Source organism: Acinetobacter sp. YH12120, from assembly GCF_013418795.1.
In the GTDB taxonomy this organism is placed as follows: domain Bacteria; phylum Pseudomonadota; class Gammaproteobacteria; order Pseudomonadales; family Moraxellaceae; genus Acinetobacter; species Acinetobacter towneri.
Genome location: NZ_VPBI01000011.1, coordinates 1 through 23,984 on the forward strand (window position 1 = coordinate 1; position 23,984 = coordinate 23,984).

21 protein-coding genes and 1 riboswitch are annotated in these 23,984 nt (G+C 42.0%); of the genes, 16 read left to right on the forward strand and 5 right to left on the reverse strand.

What is annotated here, in order from left to right:
• Positions 1-257: zinc ribbon domain-containing protein (locus tag FTU58_RS08610; RefSeq protein WP_180008849.1), on the forward strand; the 257-nt coding region annotated here is incomplete at its 5' end.
• A 227-nt stretch (positions 258-484) separates the two neighbouring features.
• On the opposite strand, the gene FTU58_RS08615 is transcribed toward FTU58_RS08610, so the two are convergent.
• The 5 genes from FTU58_RS08615 to FTU58_RS08635 all read right to left on the reverse strand — a co-directional run bounded on the left by FTU58_RS08615 (position 485) and on the right by FTU58_RS08635 (position 6,973).
• Positions 485-1,930, reverse strand: coding sequence for a YdiU family protein (locus FTU58_RS08615; RefSeq protein ID WP_154320364.1), 1,446 nt, complete (start codon positions 1,928-1,930; stop codon positions 485-487).
• A 124-nt stretch (positions 1,931-2,054) separates the two neighbouring features.
• The gene (locus tag FTU58_RS08620) at positions 2,055-3,221 is read right to left on the reverse strand and encodes an acyl-CoA desaturase (protein WP_104852484.1); all 1,167 of its coding nucleotides are present in this window, start codon (positions 3,219-3,221) and stop codon (positions 2,055-2,057) included.
• Positions 3,222-3,510: 289 nt separating this feature from the next.
• Positions 3,511-4,224, reverse strand: coding sequence for a glycerophosphodiester phosphodiesterase (locus FTU58_RS08625; protein WP_004975054.1), 714 nt, complete (start codon positions 4,222-4,224; stop codon positions 3,511-3,513).
• 168 nt (positions 4,225-4,392) lie between these two features.
• Positions 4,393-4,977, reverse strand: coding sequence for a cob(I)yrinic acid a,c-diamide adenosyltransferase (locus FTU58_RS08630; protein ID WP_154320365.1), 585 nt, complete (start codon positions 4,975-4,977; stop codon positions 4,393-4,395).
• Positions 4,978-5,116: 139 nt separating this feature from the next.
• On the reverse strand, positions 5,117-6,973 hold the full coding sequence (locus FTU58_RS08635) for a TonB-dependent siderophore receptor (RefSeq protein ID WP_167846255.1): 1,857 nt from the start codon (positions 6,971-6,973) through the stop codon (positions 5,117-5,119).
• Positions 6,974-7,008: 35 nt separating this feature from the next.
• A riboswitch (cobalamin riboswitch) is annotated at positions 7,009-7,233 on the reverse strand.
• A 192-nt stretch (positions 7,234-7,425) separates the two neighbouring features.
• On the opposite strand from FTU58_RS08635, the gene FTU58_RS08640 reads away from it, so the two are divergent.
• From FTU58_RS08640 to ndk, 15 genes are all read left to right on the forward strand, one after another.
• Positions 7,426-8,079, forward strand: coding sequence for a phosphoribosylanthranilate isomerase (locus FTU58_RS08640; RefSeq protein WP_004975062.1), 654 nt, complete (start codon positions 7,426-7,428; stop codon positions 8,077-8,079).
• Positions 8,051-9,295: a tryptophan synthase subunit beta gene (gene trpB / locus FTU58_RS08645; protein ID WP_004975067.1), complete on the forward strand. Its 1,245-nt coding sequence runs from the start codon at positions 8,051-8,053 to the stop codon at positions 9,293-9,295. Before FTU58_RS08640 ends, trpB begins: the two co-directional genes overlap by 29 nt.
• Before the next feature lie 174 nt (positions 9,296-9,469).
• Positions 9,470-9,991: a DUF1543 domain-containing protein gene (locus FTU58_RS08650; RefSeq protein WP_096901526.1), complete on the forward strand. Its 522-nt coding sequence runs from the start codon at positions 9,470-9,472 to the stop codon at positions 9,989-9,991.
• A 203-nt stretch (positions 9,992-10,194) separates the two neighbouring features.
• Positions 10,195-11,187 carry a DUF2804 domain-containing protein gene (locus tag FTU58_RS08655; RefSeq protein WP_179995987.1) on the forward strand — a complete coding sequence of 331 codons (993 nt, stop codon included), beginning with the start codon at positions 10,195-10,197 and terminating at the stop codon, positions 11,185-11,187.
• A gap of 179 nt (positions 11,188-11,366) precedes the next feature.
• Positions 11,367-12,173, forward strand: a complete 807-nt coding sequence (locus FTU58_RS08660; RefSeq protein ID WP_004975071.1) for an enoyl-ACP reductase — start codon at positions 11,367-11,369, stop codon at positions 12,171-12,173.
• A 176-nt stretch (positions 12,174-12,349) separates the two neighbouring features.
• The gene (glnE, locus tag FTU58_RS08665; protein WP_167846252.1) at positions 12,350-15,094 is read left to right on the forward strand and encodes a bifunctional [glutamate--ammonia ligase]-adenylyl-L-tyrosine phosphorylase/[glutamate--ammonia-ligase] adenylyltransferase; all 2,745 of its coding nucleotides are present in this window, start codon (positions 12,350-12,352) and stop codon (positions 15,092-15,094) included.
• A gap of 34 nt (positions 15,095-15,128) precedes the next feature.
• Positions 15,129-16,055 (forward strand): branched-chain amino acid transaminase, encoded by a 927-nt coding sequence (locus tag FTU58_RS08670; protein ID WP_004975074.1) that lies wholly within the window; start codon positions 15,129-15,131, stop codon positions 16,053-16,055.
• Positions 16,056-16,809: 754 nt separating this feature from the next.
• Positions 16,810-17,355 (forward strand): hypothetical protein, encoded by a 546-nt coding sequence (locus FTU58_RS08675; RefSeq protein ID WP_154320368.1) that lies wholly within the window; start codon positions 16,810-16,812, stop codon positions 17,353-17,355.
• A 97-nt stretch (positions 17,356-17,452) separates the two neighbouring features.
• On the forward strand, positions 17,453-18,169 hold the full coding sequence (locus FTU58_RS08680; RefSeq protein WP_154320369.1) for a molecular chaperone: 717 nt from the start codon (positions 17,453-17,455) through the stop codon (positions 18,167-18,169).
• A gap of 3 nt (positions 18,170-18,172) precedes the next feature.
• Entirely contained in the window at positions 18,173-20,482 is a 2,310-nt protein-coding gene (locus tag FTU58_RS08685; RefSeq protein WP_154320370.1) for a fimbria/pilus outer membrane usher protein, read from the forward strand.
• Positions 20,483-20,513: 31 nt separating this feature from the next.
• Positions 20,514-20,939, forward strand: coding sequence for a hypothetical protein (locus FTU58_RS08690; protein WP_004975083.1), 426 nt, complete (start codon positions 20,514-20,516; stop codon positions 20,937-20,939).
• Between the two features lie 265 nt (positions 20,940-21,204).
• Positions 21,205-22,512 carry a glycosyltransferase family 1 protein gene (locus FTU58_RS08695; RefSeq protein WP_180062335.1) on the forward strand — a complete coding sequence of 436 codons (1,308 nt, stop codon included), beginning with the start codon at positions 21,205-21,207 and terminating at the stop codon, positions 22,510-22,512.
• A 25-nt stretch (positions 22,513-22,537) separates the two neighbouring features.
• Complete coding sequence (locus FTU58_RS08700; protein WP_180005866.1) at positions 22,538-23,089, forward strand: phosphatase PAP2 family protein; 552 nt, start codon at positions 22,538-22,540, stop codon at positions 23,087-23,089.
• Between the two features lie 101 nt (positions 23,090-23,190).
• A complete protein-coding gene (iscX, locus tag FTU58_RS08705) occupies positions 23,191-23,391 on the forward strand; it encodes a Fe-S cluster assembly protein IscX (RefSeq protein ID WP_004975089.1) in 201 nt (66 codons plus the stop codon).
• A 161-nt stretch (positions 23,392-23,552) separates the two neighbouring features.
• Complete coding sequence (gene ndk, locus FTU58_RS08710) at positions 23,553-23,984, forward strand: nucleoside-diphosphate kinase (RefSeq protein WP_004975092.1); 432 nt, start codon at positions 23,553-23,555, stop codon at positions 23,982-23,984.

The window sequence follows — 23,984 nt, forward strand, 5'->3', positions numbered from 1 at the left end:
CACTAAAAACAATGCTCAAGTATAAATGCGAGAACGCAGGCGTATTGTTTGAAGAAGTCCAAGAAGCCTATACCACCCAAATCTGTTCGTGCTGCGGTGAGATCACCTCAAGTAGTCCCAAAGGTAGGACAGATCTTGGAATAAGAGAATGGGAGTGCATGAGCTGTGGTACAGCTCATGATCGAGATATAAACTCAGCTCTAAACATTCTTGCGCTTGGGCATAAGCGTCTAGCTGTAGGAATCACCCTCTTTTAAGGGGGTGAGGATGTCAAGCACCAAACAGCCATCACCAAAAGGTTCGCTCAGGCTAACTTGAGGCAGTTATGTTGCAACACTTGCTGCAATTTGATGCAGTGATGACTGTGTTTGTGCCACTTATTTTCTCCTAAAAAGTTTATCCTGTGGATAACCACAGCTTTTTCCACAGAAAATGTGTATAACTTTGCTGGAATTCTAAACGTCCTTTGGCGAGTGCATCAGTATTAAGATGAACAACTCACCATCACTTCTGGCACATCACTTGGCAAAGGCGCTAAATCTTCAGGTTTTTCCAATGCTGTTTGCTGAATATAGGGTTGGCTGAGCAAGTTAAATAAACGCTCAACTTCTGAAAAATCATCACGCTCTGCTTGCTCAATCGCCTTTTGTGCCATGTGATTGCGCAAAATATAGTGAGGGTTTACCTGTTGCATTGCAGCATCTAAATCATCGGTGTCTTGATATTCACGAATCTGTAAATACTGCGCTAAAAAGCTTTCCCACTGACGACGATCCAAACAATCATCCAGTATTTCTGTGTATTGTTTATTTTGTAGGCGGATAAAGCTTTGGGTGTAATCCAGTTGCTCACTTTGCAAAATGCGTAAGAAGTTGGTAGCGCAGTCAAAACTGTCTTTGTGGAAACTTGGTAGTCCCATTTTTTCACATAAACCAAGTTTGTAATGCTCTAAAAAAGTCGGTTCAAAATGCTCTAAACATGCTGCCAGTGCTTGTTTCCAGTGTTCTTTCTGATCTGGGTTTTGTTCAAGCGGAATTAAATTGTTCAACCAAACCCACAAATTCCAGTGTGCCACACTCGGTTGTTGTTGGTAGGTATAACGTCCTTGATAGTCCGAATGGTTGTTGATCCAGTTGGGACGAAAACGCTCCATAAAGCCATAAGGGCCAAAATCGAGTGTTGAACCTGTAATATTTAAATTATCGGTGTTCATCACGCCATGCGCAAAACCGACCAATTGCCATTTGGCAATCATGACAGCGGTACGTTGAATGACTTGTGTAGCAAAGGCGAGTACAGGCTGTTCGGCTGTCAAGCATTCATGATAGTGCCATTCGATACACTTTTGCACAAATTCAGGCAGTAATTCAGGTTGATACTGATTGATCCATTCAAAATGTCCCAAACGAATATGACAGTCTGATGTGCGTAATAGCATTGCGCCAAGTTCTAATTTTTCACGTTGTACGCCTTGAGTAGATGAGGTAAATCCAACTGCATTGCTTGATGGCACACCCAGCGCATTTAAAGCATGACCTGCCAAATATTCACGAATCACTGAACGTAACACGGCACGTCCATCCCCCATACGTGAATAAAGCGTTGCACCTGCACCTTTTAAATGAAGATCAATTGTACGTTGTTGTGTGTCCAAAACTTGCGCAATAAGTAAACCGCGTCCATCGCCCAATTGACCTGCCCACTGACCAAATTGATGTCCCGCATAGACCATTGCCAAAGCAGGAAATTCTTTAAACGTGGTTTGTCCGCTGCAAATTTCAACCCATTGTTGTTGTTCCTCTGCTGTCCATTGCAGTTCTTTTGCCAATGCAGCATTAAAGTGTCCTGCTTTTGCACCTTTTAAAGGTAAAGGCTGCTGCATGTGATAAAGACGGGCGGGCAGGGTCGGATAACGTGGATTAAATTGCATGATGATGAAGCGCTTGGCACAAAGTGAGTTTCACTATAGCAAACTTGGACTTTAAAAACTGTAGCCTAACAATGCAGAAAGCCCTGAACAGGTCAGGGCTTTCGCAGTGCATCAGAACAGAGGTTTATTCAGATACAGGGTTCTTTTTTAGGTTACGCATCAGCAAGTTCAATGTTTCACGATGGTGTGAAAGACGCTGTTCAACCAACTGGAATTCAACTTTTAATTTGTCATCCATTTGGTGAATTTTTTCAGCTACAGACGCTTTTTTCGCCTGAATTTCTTGCTCTTTTAACTTTGCCCAATCGTTCAGGGTTTGGGTAAAGGCATCATATTCTTGCGCAAGACGGCTTTTAACTTGACCAATGTCATCATTTACATTGTGACCATAAACTGCCAAGTCTTGCTCTGCATATTTAAAACGCATCGCCAATTCTGCTTTTTTAATATTAAAGCTTGGAATACGACGCAAGTTTTTCGCTAAGCCCAACTTTGAGCATGTCCAAATTAACCATTTGGTTGGGTCATATTGCCACCATTTTACGCCATTACGATAATCGTACTGGAAAATATGGTGATAGTTATGATAGCCCTCGCCCCAAGTGGCAATTGCTAACCAGAAGTTATCACGCGCGGTGTTTTCGTCAGTATACGGACGCGAACCCCACATGTGGCACAGCGAGTTAATAAAGAAGGTAACATGGTGGCTTAAAATCAGACGCATTAAACCGCCCAATAACAACACGCCCCACATATCGCCCACAGCCCAACCAATTGGCACCAAAATGCCAACGTGAACTGCAATTACGAGCGGAATATAGTATTTGTGTTGGAACATCACCAACTTGTCATTTAACAAATCTGGCGCATTTTTAAAGTTTGGCTCTGCGGCAGGGTAGTCACGTAGCATCCAGCCCATATGCGCAAACCAAAAACCATTATTAATTGAATATGGGTCTTTTTCGACATCATCAACATGGCGGTGATGGGTGCGGTGACCTGAACCCCAGAACAAAATACTGTTCTGAACGGCAAATGTTCCCATAATCATTAAAATGATTTTCAAGGGAAGGGTAGCTTCATAAGCACGGTGTGCCCATAAACGGTGATAACCTGCTGTAATACCCAAGCTACTTACGCCAAGTAATACAAACATGCTGATCCAAGCGGCTAAGCTAAAATCATGGTGATAGGCATACCAAGGAATCGCGATCACTGCAACAATAGGTAAGAAAACCAGTGCAAAGATGGCAATCCAGTTGATTGGGGCTTTGGGTAAGGGAGCATTCATCTCCAACAGCACTCCTAGAACCTTGGGAGGTATAAATGGACGCTTAATCCGTTATAACGCTATGACCGATCTATAGATTGAAATCATAGTATTAAATTTTTTAGGGATTAATTTTTTCGCATATTAGCATGAGCGTATTCACGATCACAGCATTATTGTACAGTTGTATTGTACTGGGTGGTAACAGAATATAATGGTATCTGCGAGATTTTACGGAAATATGATATACGGTAGCCAAACAAGCACGATAAATCATTTATTTATTCATCAATATGCTTAAGGTTACCGCTTACAAGTGTTGCATCATCAGTTTAGGATAATCGGTAATTAAACCCTGAATCCCTAAATCTTTAAGCTGTTTGGCGCGTTCAATCTGGTTGACTGTCCAAACGCTGATATTCAGTTTGGCCTGTTGTGTGGCTTGAATGAGCGCACCGGTTGCGAGTTCGTTCATCCAACCAATTTGGCAACAACCTAATTCTAAAGCCTGATCAATGGCTTGATATTGCAGATCATCTTCAACCAATAAACCGCGTTTAAAGCGTGATTTTTGTTGTTGCAAAGCCCAGTGAATTTTCGGATCAAAACTGGTGATGATGGCGTTGTGTTCAAAACCCTTCAAATGTTGCTCTAAACTTTGGGTAATTTTTTCGGCAGCGGCATGCGAGTTGACCGCTTTGACTTCTACTTCAATATGATCAAAATTTTGAATAATGGTCATGGTTTGATTGAGTAGGGGCGTGGTTTCGACTTTATTCCAGTCCGACCACATCACCGCATGATTGTAATGGTTTAAATCTTCCAGACTACATTCATACAGTGCTTTGTCTTGTCCTGTGGTGCGAATGAATTGATCATCATGCATAACCACTAAGGCATTGTCTTTGAGTTGACGCACATCAAACTCAACCGCTCGAATGCCAATATTTTGAATATATTCAAAACCACCGAGTGTGTTTTCAGGTGCTTCGCCACGCGCACCACGATGACCAATTATGCGCATAATGTGCCCATGAATTGAAAGTTTGCTTTCATTTTGCAAGTACGACGTGACAAAGAGATGACATTTCTTATTTTGGTCGGATGATGTGAAATTTCAAGCAGCATCCGACGTGATTTTTTAGATGCAAAATCAGGGCTTTATTTTAGTTTCCGATTCTAGAGTGTGATGTCAGTTACCAATACTGTCGTTGATGTTCTTTTGCCATAACACTTCGCTGCCTCTTTCGGCACGTTGCAAGCTGCGAGATGCCACAAATAGCCAGTCAGACAGTCGGTTCAGTAGTTGCAAAGACGGTGCCTGAATATTTTGATCACGGTTGTGTACGGTCATTAAACTGCGTTCTGCACGACGGCATACGGCACGAGCTTGATGTGCATAACTACATGCCAATGTACCTGCAGGCAAAATAAACTCTTTGAGCATTGGCAGGCTTTCATTCATGCGGTCAATGTCTTGTTCTAAGTATTCGATCGCAAGCGGTTGTACGAGGTGGTAATTGGGGATACAGACTTCACCGCCTAAATCGAATAGCCAGTGCTGAATCAGGCTGAGCGATTTGTCCCAAGTGTTTTTGTCTTGAATGTTGCTATGTGTAATTTGTGAGCGCAAAACGCCTATGCAGGCATTGAGTTCATCGACATCGCCCAGTGCATGAATGCGTAAGTCGTCTTTGGCGACACGTGAGCCATCGCCCAGTCCTGTTGTGCCTGAATCGCCTGTGCGGGTGTAGATTTTGCTTAAACGGTGGCCCATGATCGTTCCTTGTTTGAAAGTGAAAGTTGCGTTTACTTGGTTGTAAGAAATAAAAGCTGGCGCAATAAAAAAGGATAATGTCGGTCATTACATTATCCATAAACTGCGCTGTTTTAAAGTTTTTGTTGTTATGCGGGTTTTAGTAGCGGAAAGTTACGCCTGCAGAAGCGACGCGACCGCCACTGAGGTAATACTGACCATCAGAGTTACCTGCAGAAGCCATTTTATAGTTTACATCGCCAGCATTTTGAATGTTAAAGAACAATTTGGTATATGGATTGGCATTGTAATAACCATGTAAATCAATTTGCATATGACCTGGAATGCTATCTTCATCGTAGGCACTGCTATCTGAACGGCTATTGGCGGTAAGTGTTGCAGATAAACCATAAACTTCTTCAGCCAAACCTAGCGATAAAGCAATTTTTTGACGTGGGCGACGGCTTAAGTCTTCGCCTGAGGCGTCATTGGTGGCTTTGCTATAGCTATAACTGGTTTTTGCAAACCATTGATCTCGATTAAAGTGTAGATAAACTTCAGTACCGTCAATGGTCGTTTCATCAATATTGGCAAACTTCCATCCGTTGGCTGGGTCACTATCAATCAAGTTATCAATTTCAGTGCGATAGACCGATAAGCCACTGCGCCAAGCAGAACTCATCTGCCAATCTGCGCCGACTTCATAAGATACGCTTTCTTCAGGTTTGAGTTCAGGATTGGCATAGTTACCATAATATAAGTCATTCATGGTTGGAGCTTTAAATGCGGAACCAATATTGCTGTATATACTGATATGAGGCTTAAAGAAGTAGCGAGCTGCTGCTTGACCCACAGTATGAGAACCATATTTTTCGTGATCTTCAATACGTACACCGATTTGGGTTTTTAGTTTGTCGGTCTGTAATTGGTGTTGTGCATAATAGCCTGTGCTGTCCAATTGTTCTTGAAATGAATCTGATGGTTTGTGGGTTTCGGTATCTAAGGCTTTATAGTTAACACCAAATGTGAGGTTTTGATGAGCGGTGAGGTTTTGACGCACACTGAGGTCATATTCGTCAGACACAAAGGTGGTTTCTTCTGCCACATTCAATTGCGTTAATACATCTTTAAAATGTGATACACGTGCTTTGAGTTCAGTATTTTGACTGGCTTGATAACGAGTGCTCAAAGTTGTGACCTGATTTAAAAAGTCATGCGCACGTGGGCTATAGGCATAAGTCGTCCAGCTATAGTTTTCGTACTGTGAGCGACCTTCATTTTCAGAATGTTCAAGAGATATATCCAAGGCATCACTTGCATACCCGAATTTGCCCGAAAATCCTTTTTGATCATAGCTTGAAGGCTCTGCACCTTCATAATCAAAAATGTTAGTGCCATCGGTTTCAAGGCGTTGCCCACGTAGTTGAGCATAAAAGCCATTTTCTACAGCATCTAGCCCTAAAATGGTTTTATAGGTACTGTTTTCACCCACTTCTGCAGAGATAAATGCTGAGTTTTTACTTGGGGTCTTGGTAATCATTTGTACCACGCCACCAATGGCGTTGGTGCCATACAGGACAGATGCTGGGCCTTTTAAAATCTCAATCTGTTTAATTTCAGTGGTATCAATAAAGCTGTTAGACGCTAGACCACTAGCATCGTTATTTAAACGCACGCCATCACGGAGCACTAAGGTATGGTCTGACTCGGTGCCTCGCATAAATAAAGATGCAATTTGACCATAACCACCAGACTGCACCATATTGATGGATGCATCGGTCATCATCAGTTGTGGGAAAGAGGCAATTGGTGATTGCTCAATTTGATCTGTACCAATAACATTAATCCGCGCAGGCACATCTTTGATTTTTTCTTCAGAACGTGTCGCGGTAACGACCAAAGTGTCTAAAGATGCATTGACAACATTAGAACTGTCTTGTGCAGATACAGACGCAGAGAAACCCATCGCAAGCGCGATTGCGCCTACTAAAGCAGTAGGCTGAAAAAGAGTAGACATGACTTTGCTCCATACATTCACCCCACGTGAATGATTGAGTTAAGGGCACAACAAGCAGGTCTCCGGACTTCAATGTGCCAAGCATCTTCTAATTTATGATTGCTTCGCTATATATCCACCTTCCCATATTGTTCATACAGTGGTGTAAATCATAAGATTTAAATTGATATACGTTTCATGGTTACCGTTGCGGGGGCAGTGTTGGACTTTCACCAACTTCCCTAAAGCTCAAAGCTAGAACTCGTTGCATTTGCGCGAAGTATAAAGTCTGTATGCCATTTAAACAACGGAAATGCAGAATAATCCGCCTGAACTTCACTCAACCCCTTAAAATTGCATTACAATGATTCGCCCCAATATCTGATTTTGTTAGTGTGAACAGACAATTTAAAAGTCACACACAGCAAGATCAGCAAAATGAAGATTGAAAATCAGGATTAGAGTCCAAAACGATGCGTACCCGTGCCAAAATTTGCGGAATCACGCGAATTCAAGATATAAACAGTGTTGTGCATGCGGGTGCAGATGCAATTGGCTTGGTGTTTTATCCTCCAAGTCCACGTAATGTGAGCATTGAGCAAGCACAAGGCTTGCTGCAACACATTCCCGCTTATGTGCAAGTGGTTGGTTTATTTGTCAATGCAACGGCAGAAGAAATAGCCGCTGTACTGAAACAAGTACCTTTAGATATTCTGCAATTTCATGGTGATGAAACACCCTTGCAATGTCAGCAAATAGCACAGCAAGTTGGACGTCGATGGTACAAAGCCATTCAGGTCAAACCTGATTTAAATGTGTTAGATGCGATAAAAAGCTATCAACAAGCAGGTGCAAGCGCAGTATTATTAGACGCGTGGCATCCTGAACTCAAAGGTGGAACAGGACACAGTTTTGACTGGTCAAAATTCCCCAAACTCGATATTCCTTTAATTTTGGCGGGTGGTTTAAACCCTGAAAATATTGAAGATGCAATTCAGACGACTCAAGCCTATGCCGTTGATGTCAGTGGCGGAGTTGAGTCTGCAAAAGGTATTAAAGACCAACAACTCATAGAAAACTTCATGCAAGGAGTCCAACGTGGATCAGCAAAGTACAAATCACAATAACTCAGTGATTGACTATACCCAATTCCCAGATGCAAAAGGGCATTTTGGTATCCATGGCGGACGTTTTGTGTCAGAAACGCTGATGGCGGCTTTACAAGATTTAGAGAAATTGTATTTCCGCATGAAAGATGATCCGCAGTTTTTGGCAGAATTCGACCGCGATCTCGCCTACTATGTAGGTCGTCCTAGTCCTTTGTATTATGCTGAGCGATGGTCAAAAGAGTTGGGTGGTGCACAAATTTACTTAAAACGTGAAGATTTGAACCATACTGGCTCACATAAAGTGAACAACACCATTGGTCAGGCACTGTTGGCAAAACTGTCTGGTAAAAAACGCATTATTGCCGAAACAGGTGCAGGTCAGCACGGTGTAGCAACCGCGACCATTGCCGCTCGTTTAGGCTTGGAATGTGTGGTGTTCATGGGTGCAGAAGACGTGAAGCGTCAGGCCATGAACGTGTACCGTATGCGTTTACTTGGTGCAACTGTTGTACCTGTAGAAAGTGGCTCAAAAACCTTAAAAGATGCCATGAACGAAGCCATGCGTGACTGGGTCACCAATGTTGACTCTACATATTACGTGATTGGTACGGTCGCTGGCCCACACCCATATCCACAATTGGTACGTGATTTCCAGTCGATTATTGGTCGTGAAGCGCGTCGCCAAATTCAAGAGCAGGCAGGTCGTTTACCTGATGCATTAGTAGCTTGTGTAGGCGGTGGTTCTAATGCCATGGGCTTGTTCTATCCATTCTTGAACGATGCCGAAGTGAAAATGTACGGTGTCGAAGCTGCAGGTTTAGGCATTGAAACAGGCAAACACTCTGCACCATTGAATGCAGGACACGTGGGCGTATTACACGGTAACCGTACTTATTTAATGTCGGATGCACAAGGTCAGATCATTGAAACCCACTCTATTTCTGCAGGTCTGGATTATCCAGGTGTAGGACCAGAGCACAGCTTCCTGAAAGATATGCACCGTGTCGATTACGTGCCAATCAATGACCAAGAAGCCTTGCAAGGTTTCCGTGATTTAACCCGCATTGAAGGGATTATTCCTGCTTTAGAAAGCTCGCATGCTATGGCTTATGTGAGCAAGCTTGCACCAACGATGGATAAAGACCAAATCATTATTGCGACTGTTTCAGGTCGTGGTGATAAAGACTTAATGACTGTTGCCCGCATTGATGGCGTGGAAATGGTGGATATGTAAATCGTAAGCTGCTTGAAATAAAGTATGCTACATTTCAATTCAATCGTGCTGAAGCAATTCGGCACGATTTTTTATTTGGAGGATTGAAAAATTCTCGCTACTTTAAACAATCATGCTTAAAAATCATCAACCATAAAAGCCATCAAGCTTAGGATATTTGCGCAGGAGTCGGATATGCCCAGTTTATTTATCGTGATGTTAGGCGGACGTCATGCGCGAGCCAATACCGAAGTGCATGATGTGGTACTTGCGGTAGGTGATTCTTTAGAACAGACCTATCCGCAACTCAAGCAGGCTTGGTTTGCAGAACCGAAAGGTTTGCATATTGACGCATGGGCGCAAATTAATGGTGTTGAGTTTGAAGGTAAATCCTACTATTTAAAATTTACCGATGCGCAGCCGAATCAGGCAGAAAACCGACTGTATTTAATTAATTTAGGTGGATATGATCCGCGTGAGTTTGGCGAGTTACATCGTTATGTACTGGTGGTGGCGCAAAATCCAATGGTGGCAAAACAGCGTGGTAAAGCCTATTTTGCCCAGCACTGGCAAAAACAACATACCGATCGGGTCTTAGAGGTAGATGATTGTATTGCGATAGATCAGGTGCATGGTCGCTATGTGCAATTGGTTGAAGGCTCATTTTCAGGCAATCGTTGGGAAAATACCTATCTGACTTTGAATGCTGATGCTTAAATACCTTCAGAATATTGAGGGGAAGATATCTATTAATTTATATTTTGTATATTTAGTGAACGCTCAAGCCTTAAAATAGTAAAACAATCTATGCTTTTATAGTTTTTTGAACAAAATCATAAGCTGCGGGTTTTTTGTACATGCATTTGTAGGCATAATACGACCAAAGATGAATTGTTTTTAGACAATAGGGAATGTCTTCAATGGATTTAATTCAGGCGAATGGACAACCGCATTATGGACGTTTTAGTGAACTTCCCAAAAAAATTGATTATCAGGCTTATCAATATAAATCACCGTATGGTGAAGTATTGTCGGGTTGGCGTAAACGCTTAAAATATAAAAAGTTTAAATTTTGTAGTATTCAGCACGAACACTATACCATTGGGCTTGCGATTGCCGATATTGCTTGGGCAGGGCACGGTTTTGTCTATATTTATAATCACATGACGGGCGAAGTGCAGGAATGGAATGCGATTAATTTTTTATCGCGTAATACGGTTTTAGATGAGCAACCGTTATTTAATCAAAGTTTTTTTGAAAAATCGCCATTTCAAATTGAAATTCAACATGCCAATGGTGTGCGTTATATCTGCGTGACCAAATATGGTGAAATTAAACTCAGTGCGCGGATATTTTGTGCAGGCACAGACCCGCTAAGTATGTGTAGCCCAACAGGTATTAATGGTTGGACTTACACCCAAAAACTGACCACACTCGGCTGTGAAGGCTATTTTGTTAATAAAACAGGACAAACCATTCAATTCCATGAACGCACCTTTGCTTCTTTAGATGATACCTGCGGTTTTTTACGCCCTGAAACAGCATGGTTTTGGTTGTCGTGCAACTTTTGGGATACCGAAGACCGTCGTGTAGGCTTGAATCTGGCTTCTGGTGTGAATGAAAGTTTTGGCAACGAAAACTGTTTGTGGATTAATGGCGTGCTGTATCCCTTAACAGATGTGTTGTTCCAACCTGAGGATGATGGCTCGTGGAGCATTCGCTCACTGGATCATCGTTTGAATTTAACTGTCAGCACAGGTTGGCGCCGTTATGAAAACCTGAATTTGCGTCTAGTCGGCAGTCAGTTCAGCCAATGGCAAGCTAAAATTAGTGGTACTATTCAACAAGACGATACCGAAATTATTTTGTTAAACGAATACGGCTTGCTTGAACAGCATTATGCCAAGTGGTAGGGCAAGTTTTTAACCAAGATTGTACGTCACCATTTGCAGATCATCATGTGACGTCATCTATCACTCACTTGAATCGCCATTGAGTTTTTACATAAACGGCAAAAAAAGGCGCATTATGCAATTTCACTATGCGTTCAGAATTGGCATGATACTGCGAAATATATCAAGGTGAGTTTCACATGGCACAAGGTCTTTTGGCGGGTAAGCGTTTTTTAATTGCTGGTATTGCAAGTAAATTATCTATCGCATTTGGTATTGCAGAAGCATTGCATCGTGAAGGTGCAGAATTAGCATTTACTTATCCGAATGAAAAACTCAAAAAACGTGTTGATGACTTCGCTGCACAATTTGGCTCAAGCATTGTATTGCCTTGCGATGTAGGCGTAGATGCAGAAATTGAGCAAGCTTTTGCTGACTTGGCAAAGCACTGGGATGGTTTGGATGGTTTGGTTCACTCGATTGGTTTTGCGCCTGCGCATACTTTAGATGGTGACTTTACCGATGTTACAGATCGTGATGGTTTCAAAGTTGCGCATGACATTAGTGCTTATAGCTTTATTGCGATGGCACGTGCTGCAAAACCATTATTACAAGCACGCCAAGGTTGCTTATTGACTTTGACTTATCAAGGTTCTGAGCGTGTGATGCCAAACTACAACGTCATGGGTATGGCGAAAGCATCTTTAGAAGCAGGTGTACGCTACTTGGCTTCAAGCTTGGGTGCTGACGGTATTCGCGTGAATGCAATTTCTGCAGGTCCGATTCGTACGCTTGCCGCATCGGGCATTAAATCATTCCGTAAAATGTTAGACCTGAATGAAAAAGTTGCACCTTTAAAACGTAACGTGACCATTGAAGATGTTGGTAATGCGGCATTATTCCTTTGCTCACCATGGGCGAATGGTATTACTGGTGAAATTCTGTATGTCGATGCAGGTTTTAACACGGTTGGTATGAGCGCAGAATTAATGCTAGATGCTGAATAAGCATTGCATCAAGCAGATAAAACCGAAGTTTAGGCTTCGGTTTTTTTATCGCTGCATTTTAAGTAAGAGGTATTTTGCAGATTGCTGTAATTTTATTTTCTTCTTTGACGCATCTGCTGCTATAAATAGATGGGTTGACAATATTTCAAAATAAAACTGGGTTTTAGGTCTTAAAAATGAATGCGGAACAATTGCAAAAAACGTTACATGCCAGTCAATATGCAGAACAAGTCTTGGCAAATCACGAAAGCCTGTTACAGCAGGATTATGCAATTGACCAATTTCTAAAACCGCTGAGCGCAGACTATATTCATCAATTGGTGATTTCGACTTTACAAGACATTCAAGATGAAACCTTGTGGATGAAAACCCTGCGAATTTTACGCGCGCGTTTAATGTTCCGCTGGATTTGGCAAGATGCCAACCAACTCACCGATGTGGTGACGTTGACGCAGGAACTTTCAGACTTTGCTGATATTTGTGTGCAAGTAGCCAAAGATTTTGCGCGGATTCCGTTGGTCGCCAAGCATGGCGAACCGATGGGGTATAACGGTAAAGTCCAAGACCTGATTGTGGTCGCCATGGGTAAACATGGCGCGCAGGAACTGAATTTATCCAGCGACATCGACCTGATTTTTGCCTTTGATGAACAAGGCGAAACCAATGGACGCAAGTGTATTGAAGTGCAGCAATTCTGCATTTTATGGGGACAAAAACTGATCTATCTATTAGATCATATCACCGCCGATGGTTTTGTTTTCCGCGTCGATATGCGTTTACGCCCGTGGGGCGATGGTTCTGCTTTGGCGATTAGCCATGTCGCACTGGAAAAATATTTAAGCCAGCATGGACGCGAATGGGAACGCTATGCTTGGATTAAGGCACGTATTATCACAGGTGGGCAAGAAGGTTATGAACTGCTGGAAATGACCCGACCTTTCGTATTCCGCAAATATGTCGATTACACCGCCTTTGAAGCCATGCGCGAAATGAAAGCCATGATTGAGCGCGAAGTGCAGCGTCGTAATATTGAAGACAATATTAAATTGGGCGCGGGCGGTATTCGTGAAGTTGAATTTATTGTGCAGGTTTTTCAGCTGATTTACGGTGGTTCAAAACTAGAATTACAAGACCGCCAGTGTTTGGTGAGTTTGCGCCATTTGGGCGAAGCTGAATTGCTAGAGCCACAAGCCGTACTGGATTTGGAAGATGCCTATTTATTCCTGCGTCGAGTAGAACATGCCATTCAAGCCTTGAATGATCAGCAAAGCCAAGCTTTACCGACTGAACCTGAGTTACGCGCACGCATTAGCGATACTTTGGGCTTTGCCGATTGGGACAGCTTTATGCAGACCCTAAATGAAAAGCGTGTCAAAGTCATTTATCAGTTTGAGCATTTAATTAAAGAAAATGAACCCGATTCTTTGCTGGAAAATTACAGTCAGCTAGAAAAACAGCTCGATGCGGTACTAGACGATCAAGCGAAAAATTTAGTGCATGAGTTCTGGTATGGACATGCCATTAAAAAACTCACCGCCAAAGCTTTACAGCGTTTAAAAACCTTTTGGCCACACTTGATTGAAGCAGTGTTGCAGTCAGAAAATCCACAAATGGCATTGATGCGTTTAATGCCACTGGTCGAATCTGTTCTGCGTCGTACCGTGTATTTGGTCATGCTGATTGAAAGCAAGGGGGCACTGCAACGCTTGGTAAAAATGGCCACAGTCAGCCCGTGGATTTGTGAAGAATTGACGCAATATCCTGTGTTGTTGGATGAATTTTTATCTATGGATTTTGAATTGCCAAAACGCAGCGATTTGGAAGATTCTTTGCGCCAACAATTGCTGCGCATTGAACTGGATGAAATTGAAGACCTCATGCGGGTGCTACGTTTATTCAAAAAATCCAACGTATTAACAGTTGCGGCCAGCGATGTACTGGCAGAAAGTCACTTAATGAAAGTGTCAGATGCGTTAACCGATATTGCCGAAGTGACCGCAAATGCAGCCCTACAACTGGCCTATCAGATGATTGTCAAAAAACATGGTTATCCGCTAGACAGTGAAGGACAGCGCTGTGGTTTGGAGCATAACGCTTTTGCCATTATTGGTTATGGCAAAGTAGGTGGCATCGAACTTGGTTACGGCTCAGATTTAGACGTGGTTTTTATTCACAACATGGATGAACAAGCCGATACTGATGGCATTAAACCGATCAGTGGCTTTGAATTTGCTATGCGGGTGGCACGTAAATTTGTATCTTTAATGACCACGCAAACTTTAGATGGTCGAGTTTATGATGTCGATACCCGTTTACGTCCTTCGGGAGATGCGGGTTTATTGGTGACCAGTTTACGGGCCTTTGAGCAATATCAACTGAAAAGTGCGTGGCTGTGGGAGCATCAGGCTTTAGTGCGTGCGCGCAGTATTGCGGGTGAGCAATGTTTACGTGACAAGTTTGAAGTGTTGCGTTGTCAGATTTTAACCCAGCCGCGAGATGAAGCTTATGTCCGCAGTGAAGTGCTGAAAATGCGTCAAAAAATGAAAGATCATTTGGGTTCATCTAAAGAGCAAAAAAAAGATGGAATTTTTCATTTAAAACAGGATGCAGGTGGTATCGTTGATATCGAATTTATGGCACAGTATGCGGTATTAGCCTGGAGTGGGTCGAATCCTGATCTCGCCCATTATTCCGACAACGTAAGAATCCTTGAAGATGCCGCAAAAACAGGTTGCTTATCCAGCGACGATGCGACAGCATTGATTCAAGCTTATCTCCGTGAACGAGCCGAAAGCCACCGCTTAGCCCTTGCAAATCAATCCATGCAAGTCAATGCTGCGGACTGGTACGATACCCGTGAGGTCGTTTGCAAGTTATGGCAAAGATTAATTGATCCGACTGCAATGTCTGCGTTGGATTAAAATGACTATTGTATAAACATTTGGAGTGTGTGCCATGAATTTGGCTGATCGTGATGGTTTTATTTGGCAAGATGGACAATTGGTTGACTGGCGTGATGCAAAAATTCACGTCTTAACACATACCTTACACTACAGTATGGGTGTGTTTGAGGGTGTCCGCGCTTATGAAACGCCAAACGGAACTGCGATTTTCCGTCTTCAGGACCATACTAAGCGTTTGTTAAACTCTGCAAAAATCTATCAAATGAAAGTACCATTTGATCAAGCAGCTTTAGAGCAGGCGCAAATTGATGTGGTACGTGAAAACAAACTTTCATCGTGCTATTTACGTCCATTAATTTGGATTGGTTCTGAAAAACTGGGTATTGCTGCAACCAATAACACCATTCATGCCGCTGTTGCGGCTTGGGGTTGGGGTGCATACTTGGGTGAAGAAGCGATGGCTAAAGGTATTCGCGTTAAAACTTCATCGTTTACGCATCACCATCCAAACGTGACCATGTGTAAAGCTAAAGCTTCTGGTAACTACACTTTGTCTATTCTTGCACACCAAGAAGTAGCGCAAGCAGGCTATGATGAAGCGATGTTGATGGACCCACAAGGTTATGTATGCCAAGGTTCTGGCGAAAACGTATTCTTAATTAAAGATGGCGTTTTACATACACCAGACATCGCAGGCGGTGCTTTAGATGGTATTACGCGTCAAACGGTGATCACCATTGCTAAAGACTTGGGGTATGAAGTAGTTGAACGCCGTATTACGCGTGATGAATTCTACATTGCCGATGAAGCCTTCTTTACAGGTACAGCAGCAGAAGTTACTCCAATTCGTGAATACGATGACCGTGTGATTGGCTGTGGTTCACGTGGCCCAATTACCACTGAAATTCAAAAAACTTTCTTTGACGCAGTTCAAGGCAAGAATGACAAATATGCACATTGGTTGACTTACGTTAAATAAGTCACGCGTGTGTACCTGAGTCAACATGATTGACTCAGGTGTGATGACCCCATTCAGGCAATAGTTTGAATGGGGTTTTATTTTGTCTGCTATTGCGTTATGAGTTAGCTAAACATCTTGCGAGGTTTATCTCTCACGTTACAGATATAGATGAATGATCAACTGTTTCTTCGTTGAGTTGGTGGTGTGCAAATTTGATCTTTTGGATAGATTCAGCCGCCCAAAACATGGCTTTTTCATAGCGAGAGGCAATCCCTGTAATTAGTGAGATTTGATGTTAAAAAACGCTCAATCTGTCGAATGTGATAGGAGATAGTGAATCAAATACGTGAAAAGTGTAGTAAAAATTAGACTAGAAACCGAATTTTGACCATTCTTTCAAAAATAAATCCACTTAAAATGTAACAAAAGTTAAAATAAAAATGTTATTAAAGTTAAATAAAAACAATGTGTTGGTTTAAATGTAAATAAATATATTTTTTTGGGTATCCCTAGAATTGGGATCACAAATTTTGGGGAGTGAGCTGCTCCCTAGTTTTTTGCGATGTCATTTAAAACAGTACTTTAATCTCCTAATTTTATGAAATCCAAGGTTTATTTAATATTGCGTGAAATAGGGCGCATAGATGGTTTCTTGTGAAAAATACCTAAAATGAAGAAGCTTGCTAAGGATTGAGTTTCAATAATTCTAACGATATCTCAAGTGAGTGAATGATTAAAAAATGGTTTTTTATAAGAGTTATGGAGAAATGACATGTCTAAATTTATTAAAACAGCTGCAGCTGTGGTGGTTTTCGGCGCTTTTTCAACGGTAACAATGGCAAGTGGTGGCGGCAATCACGGTCCTAAACCAGACCCTAAGCCAACCCCAGTATGTAACGAAGGGCCGTGCACAGGAAGTATTCCAATTCAAGTTACTGTACCTAAGCGTTGTGAGCTGAAAGTACTAACATCAAGTATCTCATTAAAAGATGGTGCGGAAACTTCAGGTCAATTTATGGTTGGAGCGAATGCAAATTACAATCTACTGGTAAATACCGACAACCGTTTGGGGGATAAATCAACAAAATCTAAAGCAAAATTAGGTGTTGGTAATAATGCACCTGCAGTGGGTCTCACAGTTGAAACCAAGCGTGCGGGTTCACCGTCTATTATTCTGTTAAATGATAAGCAAACCAATATTGCGCCAGGCAGCAATGGTTGGAACACTTACAATGTCTTTGTTAAAAGTGACAGCGTAGGTATTTCTAAACCAGCGGGTACTTATACCGATAATTACAGCATTGAAGTTTCATTCTAATACGTTTGAACTCAATCTGAATGAGTTGGCTTTGCCGATGGGTGGAGTCAACTTTTTAGTCTAAATAAATACAAAATAAGACATTGCTGGGGGAAGCATGAAACGATTATTGAAATATATGCTGATTGCAAGTTGCTTATGTGTAGAAGCTGTTTATGCAAACATGGTGATTTCACCTACACAAATGTATTTGGGCGATAAAGCACGACAACGCAGTGCAACGGTTGTGATGGAAGCCACTGATCTTACCGAACCGAAAAGCTTTGAAATGTTTGCCTATAAATGGTCGCAAAATGCTCAGGGTGAAGATGTACTAGAGCCAGATCAAGACCTTTTAATTAATCCAAAAAACTTTGTTTTACAACCTAATACACAACAAATTATTCGTGTAGGTTTTAGCCGACCACTTTTGAAGGAAGAAATGGCGCAAGAAAAAACTTGGCGCATTGTTTTTAAAGAAATTGCTCCTGTAGTGGAAGAAGACGCCTTACAATTTTTATTCACAATTTCTGTTCCTTTATTTGTGGGTAAGCAAGAAGCCATTCAGGTAACAGCAACTCCGCGTTATCAAAATGATCATTTATTTTTAGAGATAGAAAATCATGCTGCATCGCATGTGCAAATTTCTTCAATCAGTATTTTAAATCAACAAAAACAACCTGTCGCAACTACTCGTGAAATGAAATATTTGTTAAATCAACAAAAGCACAGCTTTGATATGGGGCAAATCAAACTCAGTGATTTGAAAAATTACATACTCAAACTTGAAACAGATAAAAGTGAGCAAGCCATTGAGTTGAAAATGAAGGGCTAAATCATGCATAGAACTCGACTGTTTTTTGCGCTGCAAAGTGTCCTGTGGGGGATACCATTACAAGCCGCTGCTGCTCAGCCTGAAATGGTATTGAATAGTGTTTGGCTGAATGGCGTAGATCGTGTCATTGAAAGTCTGGTGTTGCAACAGGATGGGCAACGCTATATGGAATGTGAGGTCTTGCAACAACTCGGTTTACAGCAAGACCGTTTACAAAAACACAGCGCACAAACTCAGTTTTGTTCTGTAACCACCAATGAAATTCAGTCTGAGCAAGACTTTGCGTTGCAAGCGATTAAATTGACCGTACCTGCCAGCTATTTTATTGATGCACAATTTACCCAAACGCATGCGATTCCCTCAAAAGCGGACTTGGGTGGCTTTTTAAATTATGATGTGCTGTATGCACGTTATGATAATTACAATGAAATAAATGGCTTGGCGGAGCTTGGTGTTTTTAAAGATTACTGGATTTTTAAAAATGCCATGATGTATCGCAAAGAGGTAGAACAAGATCAAGATAAGCTACTGCGTTTGAATACCAGTTTTGAAATAGAGTTTCCATCACGTTATCAGCGTTTAACCTTGGGTGATAACACCAGCGTTTATAATCCATTATTAGATACATTTAGATTTGGCGGTGTATCTTTTGGTTCGAATTTTAGTAGTTATCCAGATTTTATTTATTGGAATGTACCCACCTTAAGAGGCAGTGCTGTACTGCCATCCACAGTCGATTTATACATTAATGGCATCAATTTATATCAACAACAGGTTACGCCTGGCCACTATAGCTTAAATACAGGTGCCAATATTCAGCAGTCGGGTGAGGCACAGGTGGTGGTGGAAGATGTATTGGGAAATCGTACCGTGCAATCTTTTCCAGTGTATGTCACCACGCAATTACTCAAACCTGGGTTAAATGAATATAACTTTTCTGCAGGCAAGCTGCGTTATGACTATGACTACGTATCGGATGATTATCGTGAGTTTTTTGGCAACTTATATTTCAGACGCGGGATTACCGACAGCACGACCTTAGGCACTAATTTAAATTATAGCAAGGATGTGCAAAATGTTGGTTTGTTATGGACACAAGCTATCAACAAATATGCCTTGTTAGATACGCATGCAGCTTCTAGTCACAGTGATTGGGGCGATGGCTATACCTTTGGCGCTTCGCTAAGCCGAAGTGGAAGTAGGATTGCGCTTGGTGCAAGTCATAAATACTACAGTCCTGAATATCGCGGTTTGGGATATAGCAATACGACGCAAACAGTGGAATACGACAATTTAGCTTATGTCAGTATTTTCAATATTCCTTTAATCAATACCTTAAATGTGAACTATCTAGAGCGCCGTTATCATCCCAATGCAAATAATAGTTTTACAGATAGCCAAATGCTTACAGTCGGTTTTTCTCGTATGTTGGGACGTCAAACCTCAATGTCGTTTTCTTATTATAAAGACTTGAAAATGCAGGATAGCGACGGAGCCTATTTAACGCTGAATTATCAATTTGACCAACGCCGCAGTGCGCAGCTTTCACATAATTTTGAAGAACAAACCCAGTTACGTTATGCGCAAAGCAGCCTAACTCAAAATGGTGTGGATTACACGCTTGCTGTGCGCCATCAGCAAGCTGAAGGGGATATTGGTGTAAATGCTTATACCGCCCTGAAAATGCCGATGGGTAATTTATATTTAAGCCACGATGAAAGCGAGCGCTTTAGCTACAGTCAAGCCAATTATCAGGGTGCATTAGTGTGGTTAGACCGTAAATGGGCCATGACCAAATATGTAGACAATGCTTTTGCTTTGGTGAATGTTGGTGATATTCCAAATGTGGAAGTACTGCGTGCGTTAAGGCCTGTTGGTAAAACCAATCAACACGGCTATGCGTTTGTGCATGACATTGTCCCTTACGTCAATTACGACGTGTCTTTTGATCAAGACCAGTTAGATTTGTATGACAGCTTTGAATATTCAAGCCAAAAAGTGATTGGTATGAATCAACGCGGCTATAAAGTGAATTTCCCTGTTCAGCGTACAGGATTGATCATATTGCGTTTACTCACGCCCGATCAGCAGACCTTTGTGCAGGGCAGTGAAGTGTATTTAAGTGATGATGCAACCGAATTTGTACCTGTGGGCAGCGATGGAAAAGTACATTTATATGGTGTGAAAGCAGGCAGTTATACGCTGAAGGTTAAAACCAAAGGTGGAAAAGTTTGCCATAGTTCACTTGAAGTCCCTCAAATTAAAGCAGGCACTGTTCCACAAACCAGACAGTTAGATTTGATTTGTCAGTAAGTATATCAGCAGGATGATTGAGGATGAGAACATGAAAAAATTAGGGATGGTAAAAAAATTAAGTCTAGTGCTGTGTGGATGCTGGATTTGTTTTCCTGCACAGGCTTGCACCATTGGTTCGGTCAGTGAATCTTTATTGCAAATGAGCTCACAATACCGTAGCCAGACTGCAACCAGTTTTAATGTGCGCTGTGATCGAGGTTATAGCATTCAGTTCAGTAGTCGTAATTTACGTGACAAACATGGCAGCAGTTTTGTGAATAATGGCACACACCGTTTACGCACCAGTATGAGTATTATGGGAGCAAAAACAAATCTGTGGAACACGCCCATCGCAGGGCATGTTTCTACGACAGGACATAAATACAGTGTCGCGGTACGCTTGGATGAACAACCGAGTTTGACAACGCCAGCAGGTCGTTATACCGATGAATTGTATATTAATTTACTTTTTTAGAGGGCTTCGATGTGTAGCAGATCAGGTATTCAGCAAACAAGATATTCAGCAGGCAGGTATCCAATATCTGCTTTTTTTATCTATTTAGGGTGAATGACAGCAAACGATTTACATTAAATTTATACATAAAACTATGTGTGCAAAACTAGGTATAGGCGATCATCGAGTTGTTAAAAAAATGACAAATGTGTCACCAAAGCATCATATTACTGCAATGCAGCTGCTCTATGCTAGCAAGCATAAAATAAGAATTGAGCATAAGGCGATGAGCAATGTATTGGCAAAGCAGAGCAGTAATGTATTGGCAAAGCAGAGCAGTAAATTAGAGCGTTACAGCGATGCATTTAAATTTCATTTCAAACAAGATCAAAAACAAAAAAGCAGCCAGCCTACCTCTGAACTCTCAGATATTGTCCGCCCACGTTTAAAAATTGCCCTTGTAACAGAAACTTGGCCACCTGAAATTAATGGTGTGGCACGTTCACTGTTGCAGCTTTGCAAAGGATTGCAGGAACTTGGACACAAAATTTTATTGATTCGCCCTGAACAAAAACAAGCCTGCACTCAATTCCAACCGTATCAAGAATGTCTGGTAAAAGCACAAGCCATTCCTAAATATCATAATTTACAATTTGGCTGGCCGCAGTGGTCTAAACTTTCGCAGGCTTTAGATGAGTTTCAACCTGATGTGGTGCATATCGTCACTGAAGGCCCTTTAGGGCTTGCCAGTTTACATATTGCAAAATCAAAAAATATTCCAGTATCAAGTGGTTTTCACTCCGCATTTCAAGATTTTAGCCGTTTTTTCGATTTGGCATTTTTACTCAAGCCAATTCAGCACTATCTAAAATGGTTTCATAACAATACCTCGCTGACGTGTGTGCCAAGTAGCCATACTGAAAAATCATTGCGTCAGTTTGGTGTGCAAGGGCCTTTGGTGGTGGTTGGGCGTGGTGTCAATGTTGAATATTTTTCACCAGATTTTCGTTCTACCCAACTGCGAGCAAGCTGGGGTGCGAGTGAAAATACGCGGGTGATGTTGTATGTAGGGCGTTTATCACCTGAAAAAGAAGTCAATCTTATTATTAATGCCTATCAGCGTATGCCAAAAAATACCGAACAGCCTGTGAAATTGGTGATTGTTGGAGATGGGCCAGACCGTGAACGTTTAGAAGCCATGAACGCTCAGGGAGATATCATTTTTACAGGTAGTTTAAGTGGCACAGCACTTGCACAAGCCTATGCCAGTGCCGATGTATTTGCTTTCGCCAGTCAGGTCGAAACCTTTGGCAATGTCGTGTTAGAAGCTATGGCCAGTGGCTTGCCTGTCATTGCTTATGACTATGCTTGCGCACGTTTACATCTAAAACCGAATGAAACAGGCTGGTTGAGTCCACTCGGTCAGCCAGAAGATTTGGTCGGTCATATCCACCGACTTCCCGATCTTACAACCCTTAGACAGATGGGCGAACACGCCCGCAAAGCGACTTTAAATATTGGCTGGCAGTATCCAGTCCAACAATTTGAGCAGGCGTTATATCTGGTGGCGAAGGAGCTACACATGCCATCTTAGCTATACGCCAAAGAGGAGAGAACTGATGAAGTTTAAAAATGCAAAAATAAGAATGCGGGATCTCGACTTAAAAGGCTGTTTGTATCTTAACCATTTTTCCCACTCTCAGCGGGTGGCACAATTTTTTAAAGTTATTAGCCGTTTGGGCGATGGTGTGTTCTGGTATGTCATGCTCGCAAGTGCATGGATGATGCAGGGCATTGGTTATAGTTTACAAATTATTTATCTGTTGTTAGGCGGATCTGTCGGCACAGGTATTTATAAATATTTAAAACAAAAAACCGTCCGTCCACGTCCGTATCAGGTACACCAAGTGATCCGTTTGGGTGAACGTCCCTTAGATCATTTTAGCTTCCCATCAGGTCACACTTTGCATGCAGTCATGACCACAACGGTTTTGGGTTATATCCAGCCAGTATTGTTGATGTTGATGTTGCCCTTTACGATTTTGGTGGCCGTTTCCCGTATGATTTTAGGCTTGCACTATCCGAGTGATGTGGCAGTCGGGGCGATGATTGGCGGTTCAGTGGCGAGTGCGATTATTTTGGCTGCACCTTATGTAAATATTGTTTTATAAGTCTGGATAAAACCAAATCGAAAATTCAGTGCAGTAATGGCAGGCAGCCCATGCGAAATTTGTTAAAGTAGTCGCTGTCTTGACTAGAATAGGGAATACACATGGGTTTACGTTGGACCGACAGCATCGACATTGCCATTGAGTTATATGAGGCGCATCCCGATGTCGATCCGCAATGGATTCGTTTTACCGATTTGCACGCTTGGGTCTGTGCTTTGCCAGAGTTTCAAGATGATCCCGAAAAATCGACTGAAGGCATCTTAGAAGCCATTCAAATGGCGTGGATTGACGAAGCACGTTAATCTAGCGGTGTGAAGCAAGATTGATTTGCCGATCAAGGTCCTGCACAATGCGCTTCATATCGAAAAAAGCAATTTTTTTACACATCAAAAGCAGAAAATAGCCCATTATTCGGTATAATGCGGCAAAATTTTCGCGTCAACATTGACTTAAGGAGCCAATCATGGCTATTGAACGTACTTTATCTATCGTAAAACCAGATGCAGTTGCTAAAAACCACATCGGTGACATCTTTGCTCGTTTCGAAAAAGCTGGTCTTAAAATCGTTGCGACTAAAATGAAACACCTTTCTCAAGCTGAAGCTGAAGGCTTCTACGCTGAGCACAAAGAACGTGGTTTCTTTGGTGACCTAGTTGCGTTCATGACTTCTGGTCCAGTCGTTGTTTCAGTTCTTGAAGGTGAAAACGCAGTTCTTGCTCACCGTGAAATTTTAGGTGCAACAAACCCTAAAGAAGCTGCACCTGGTACAATCCGTGCAGATTTCGCTGTAAGCATCGATGAAAACGCTGCTCACGGTTCAGACTCAGTTGCATCTGCAGAGCGTGAAGTAAACTACTTCTTTGCTCAAACTGAAGTTTGCCCACGTACTCGTTAA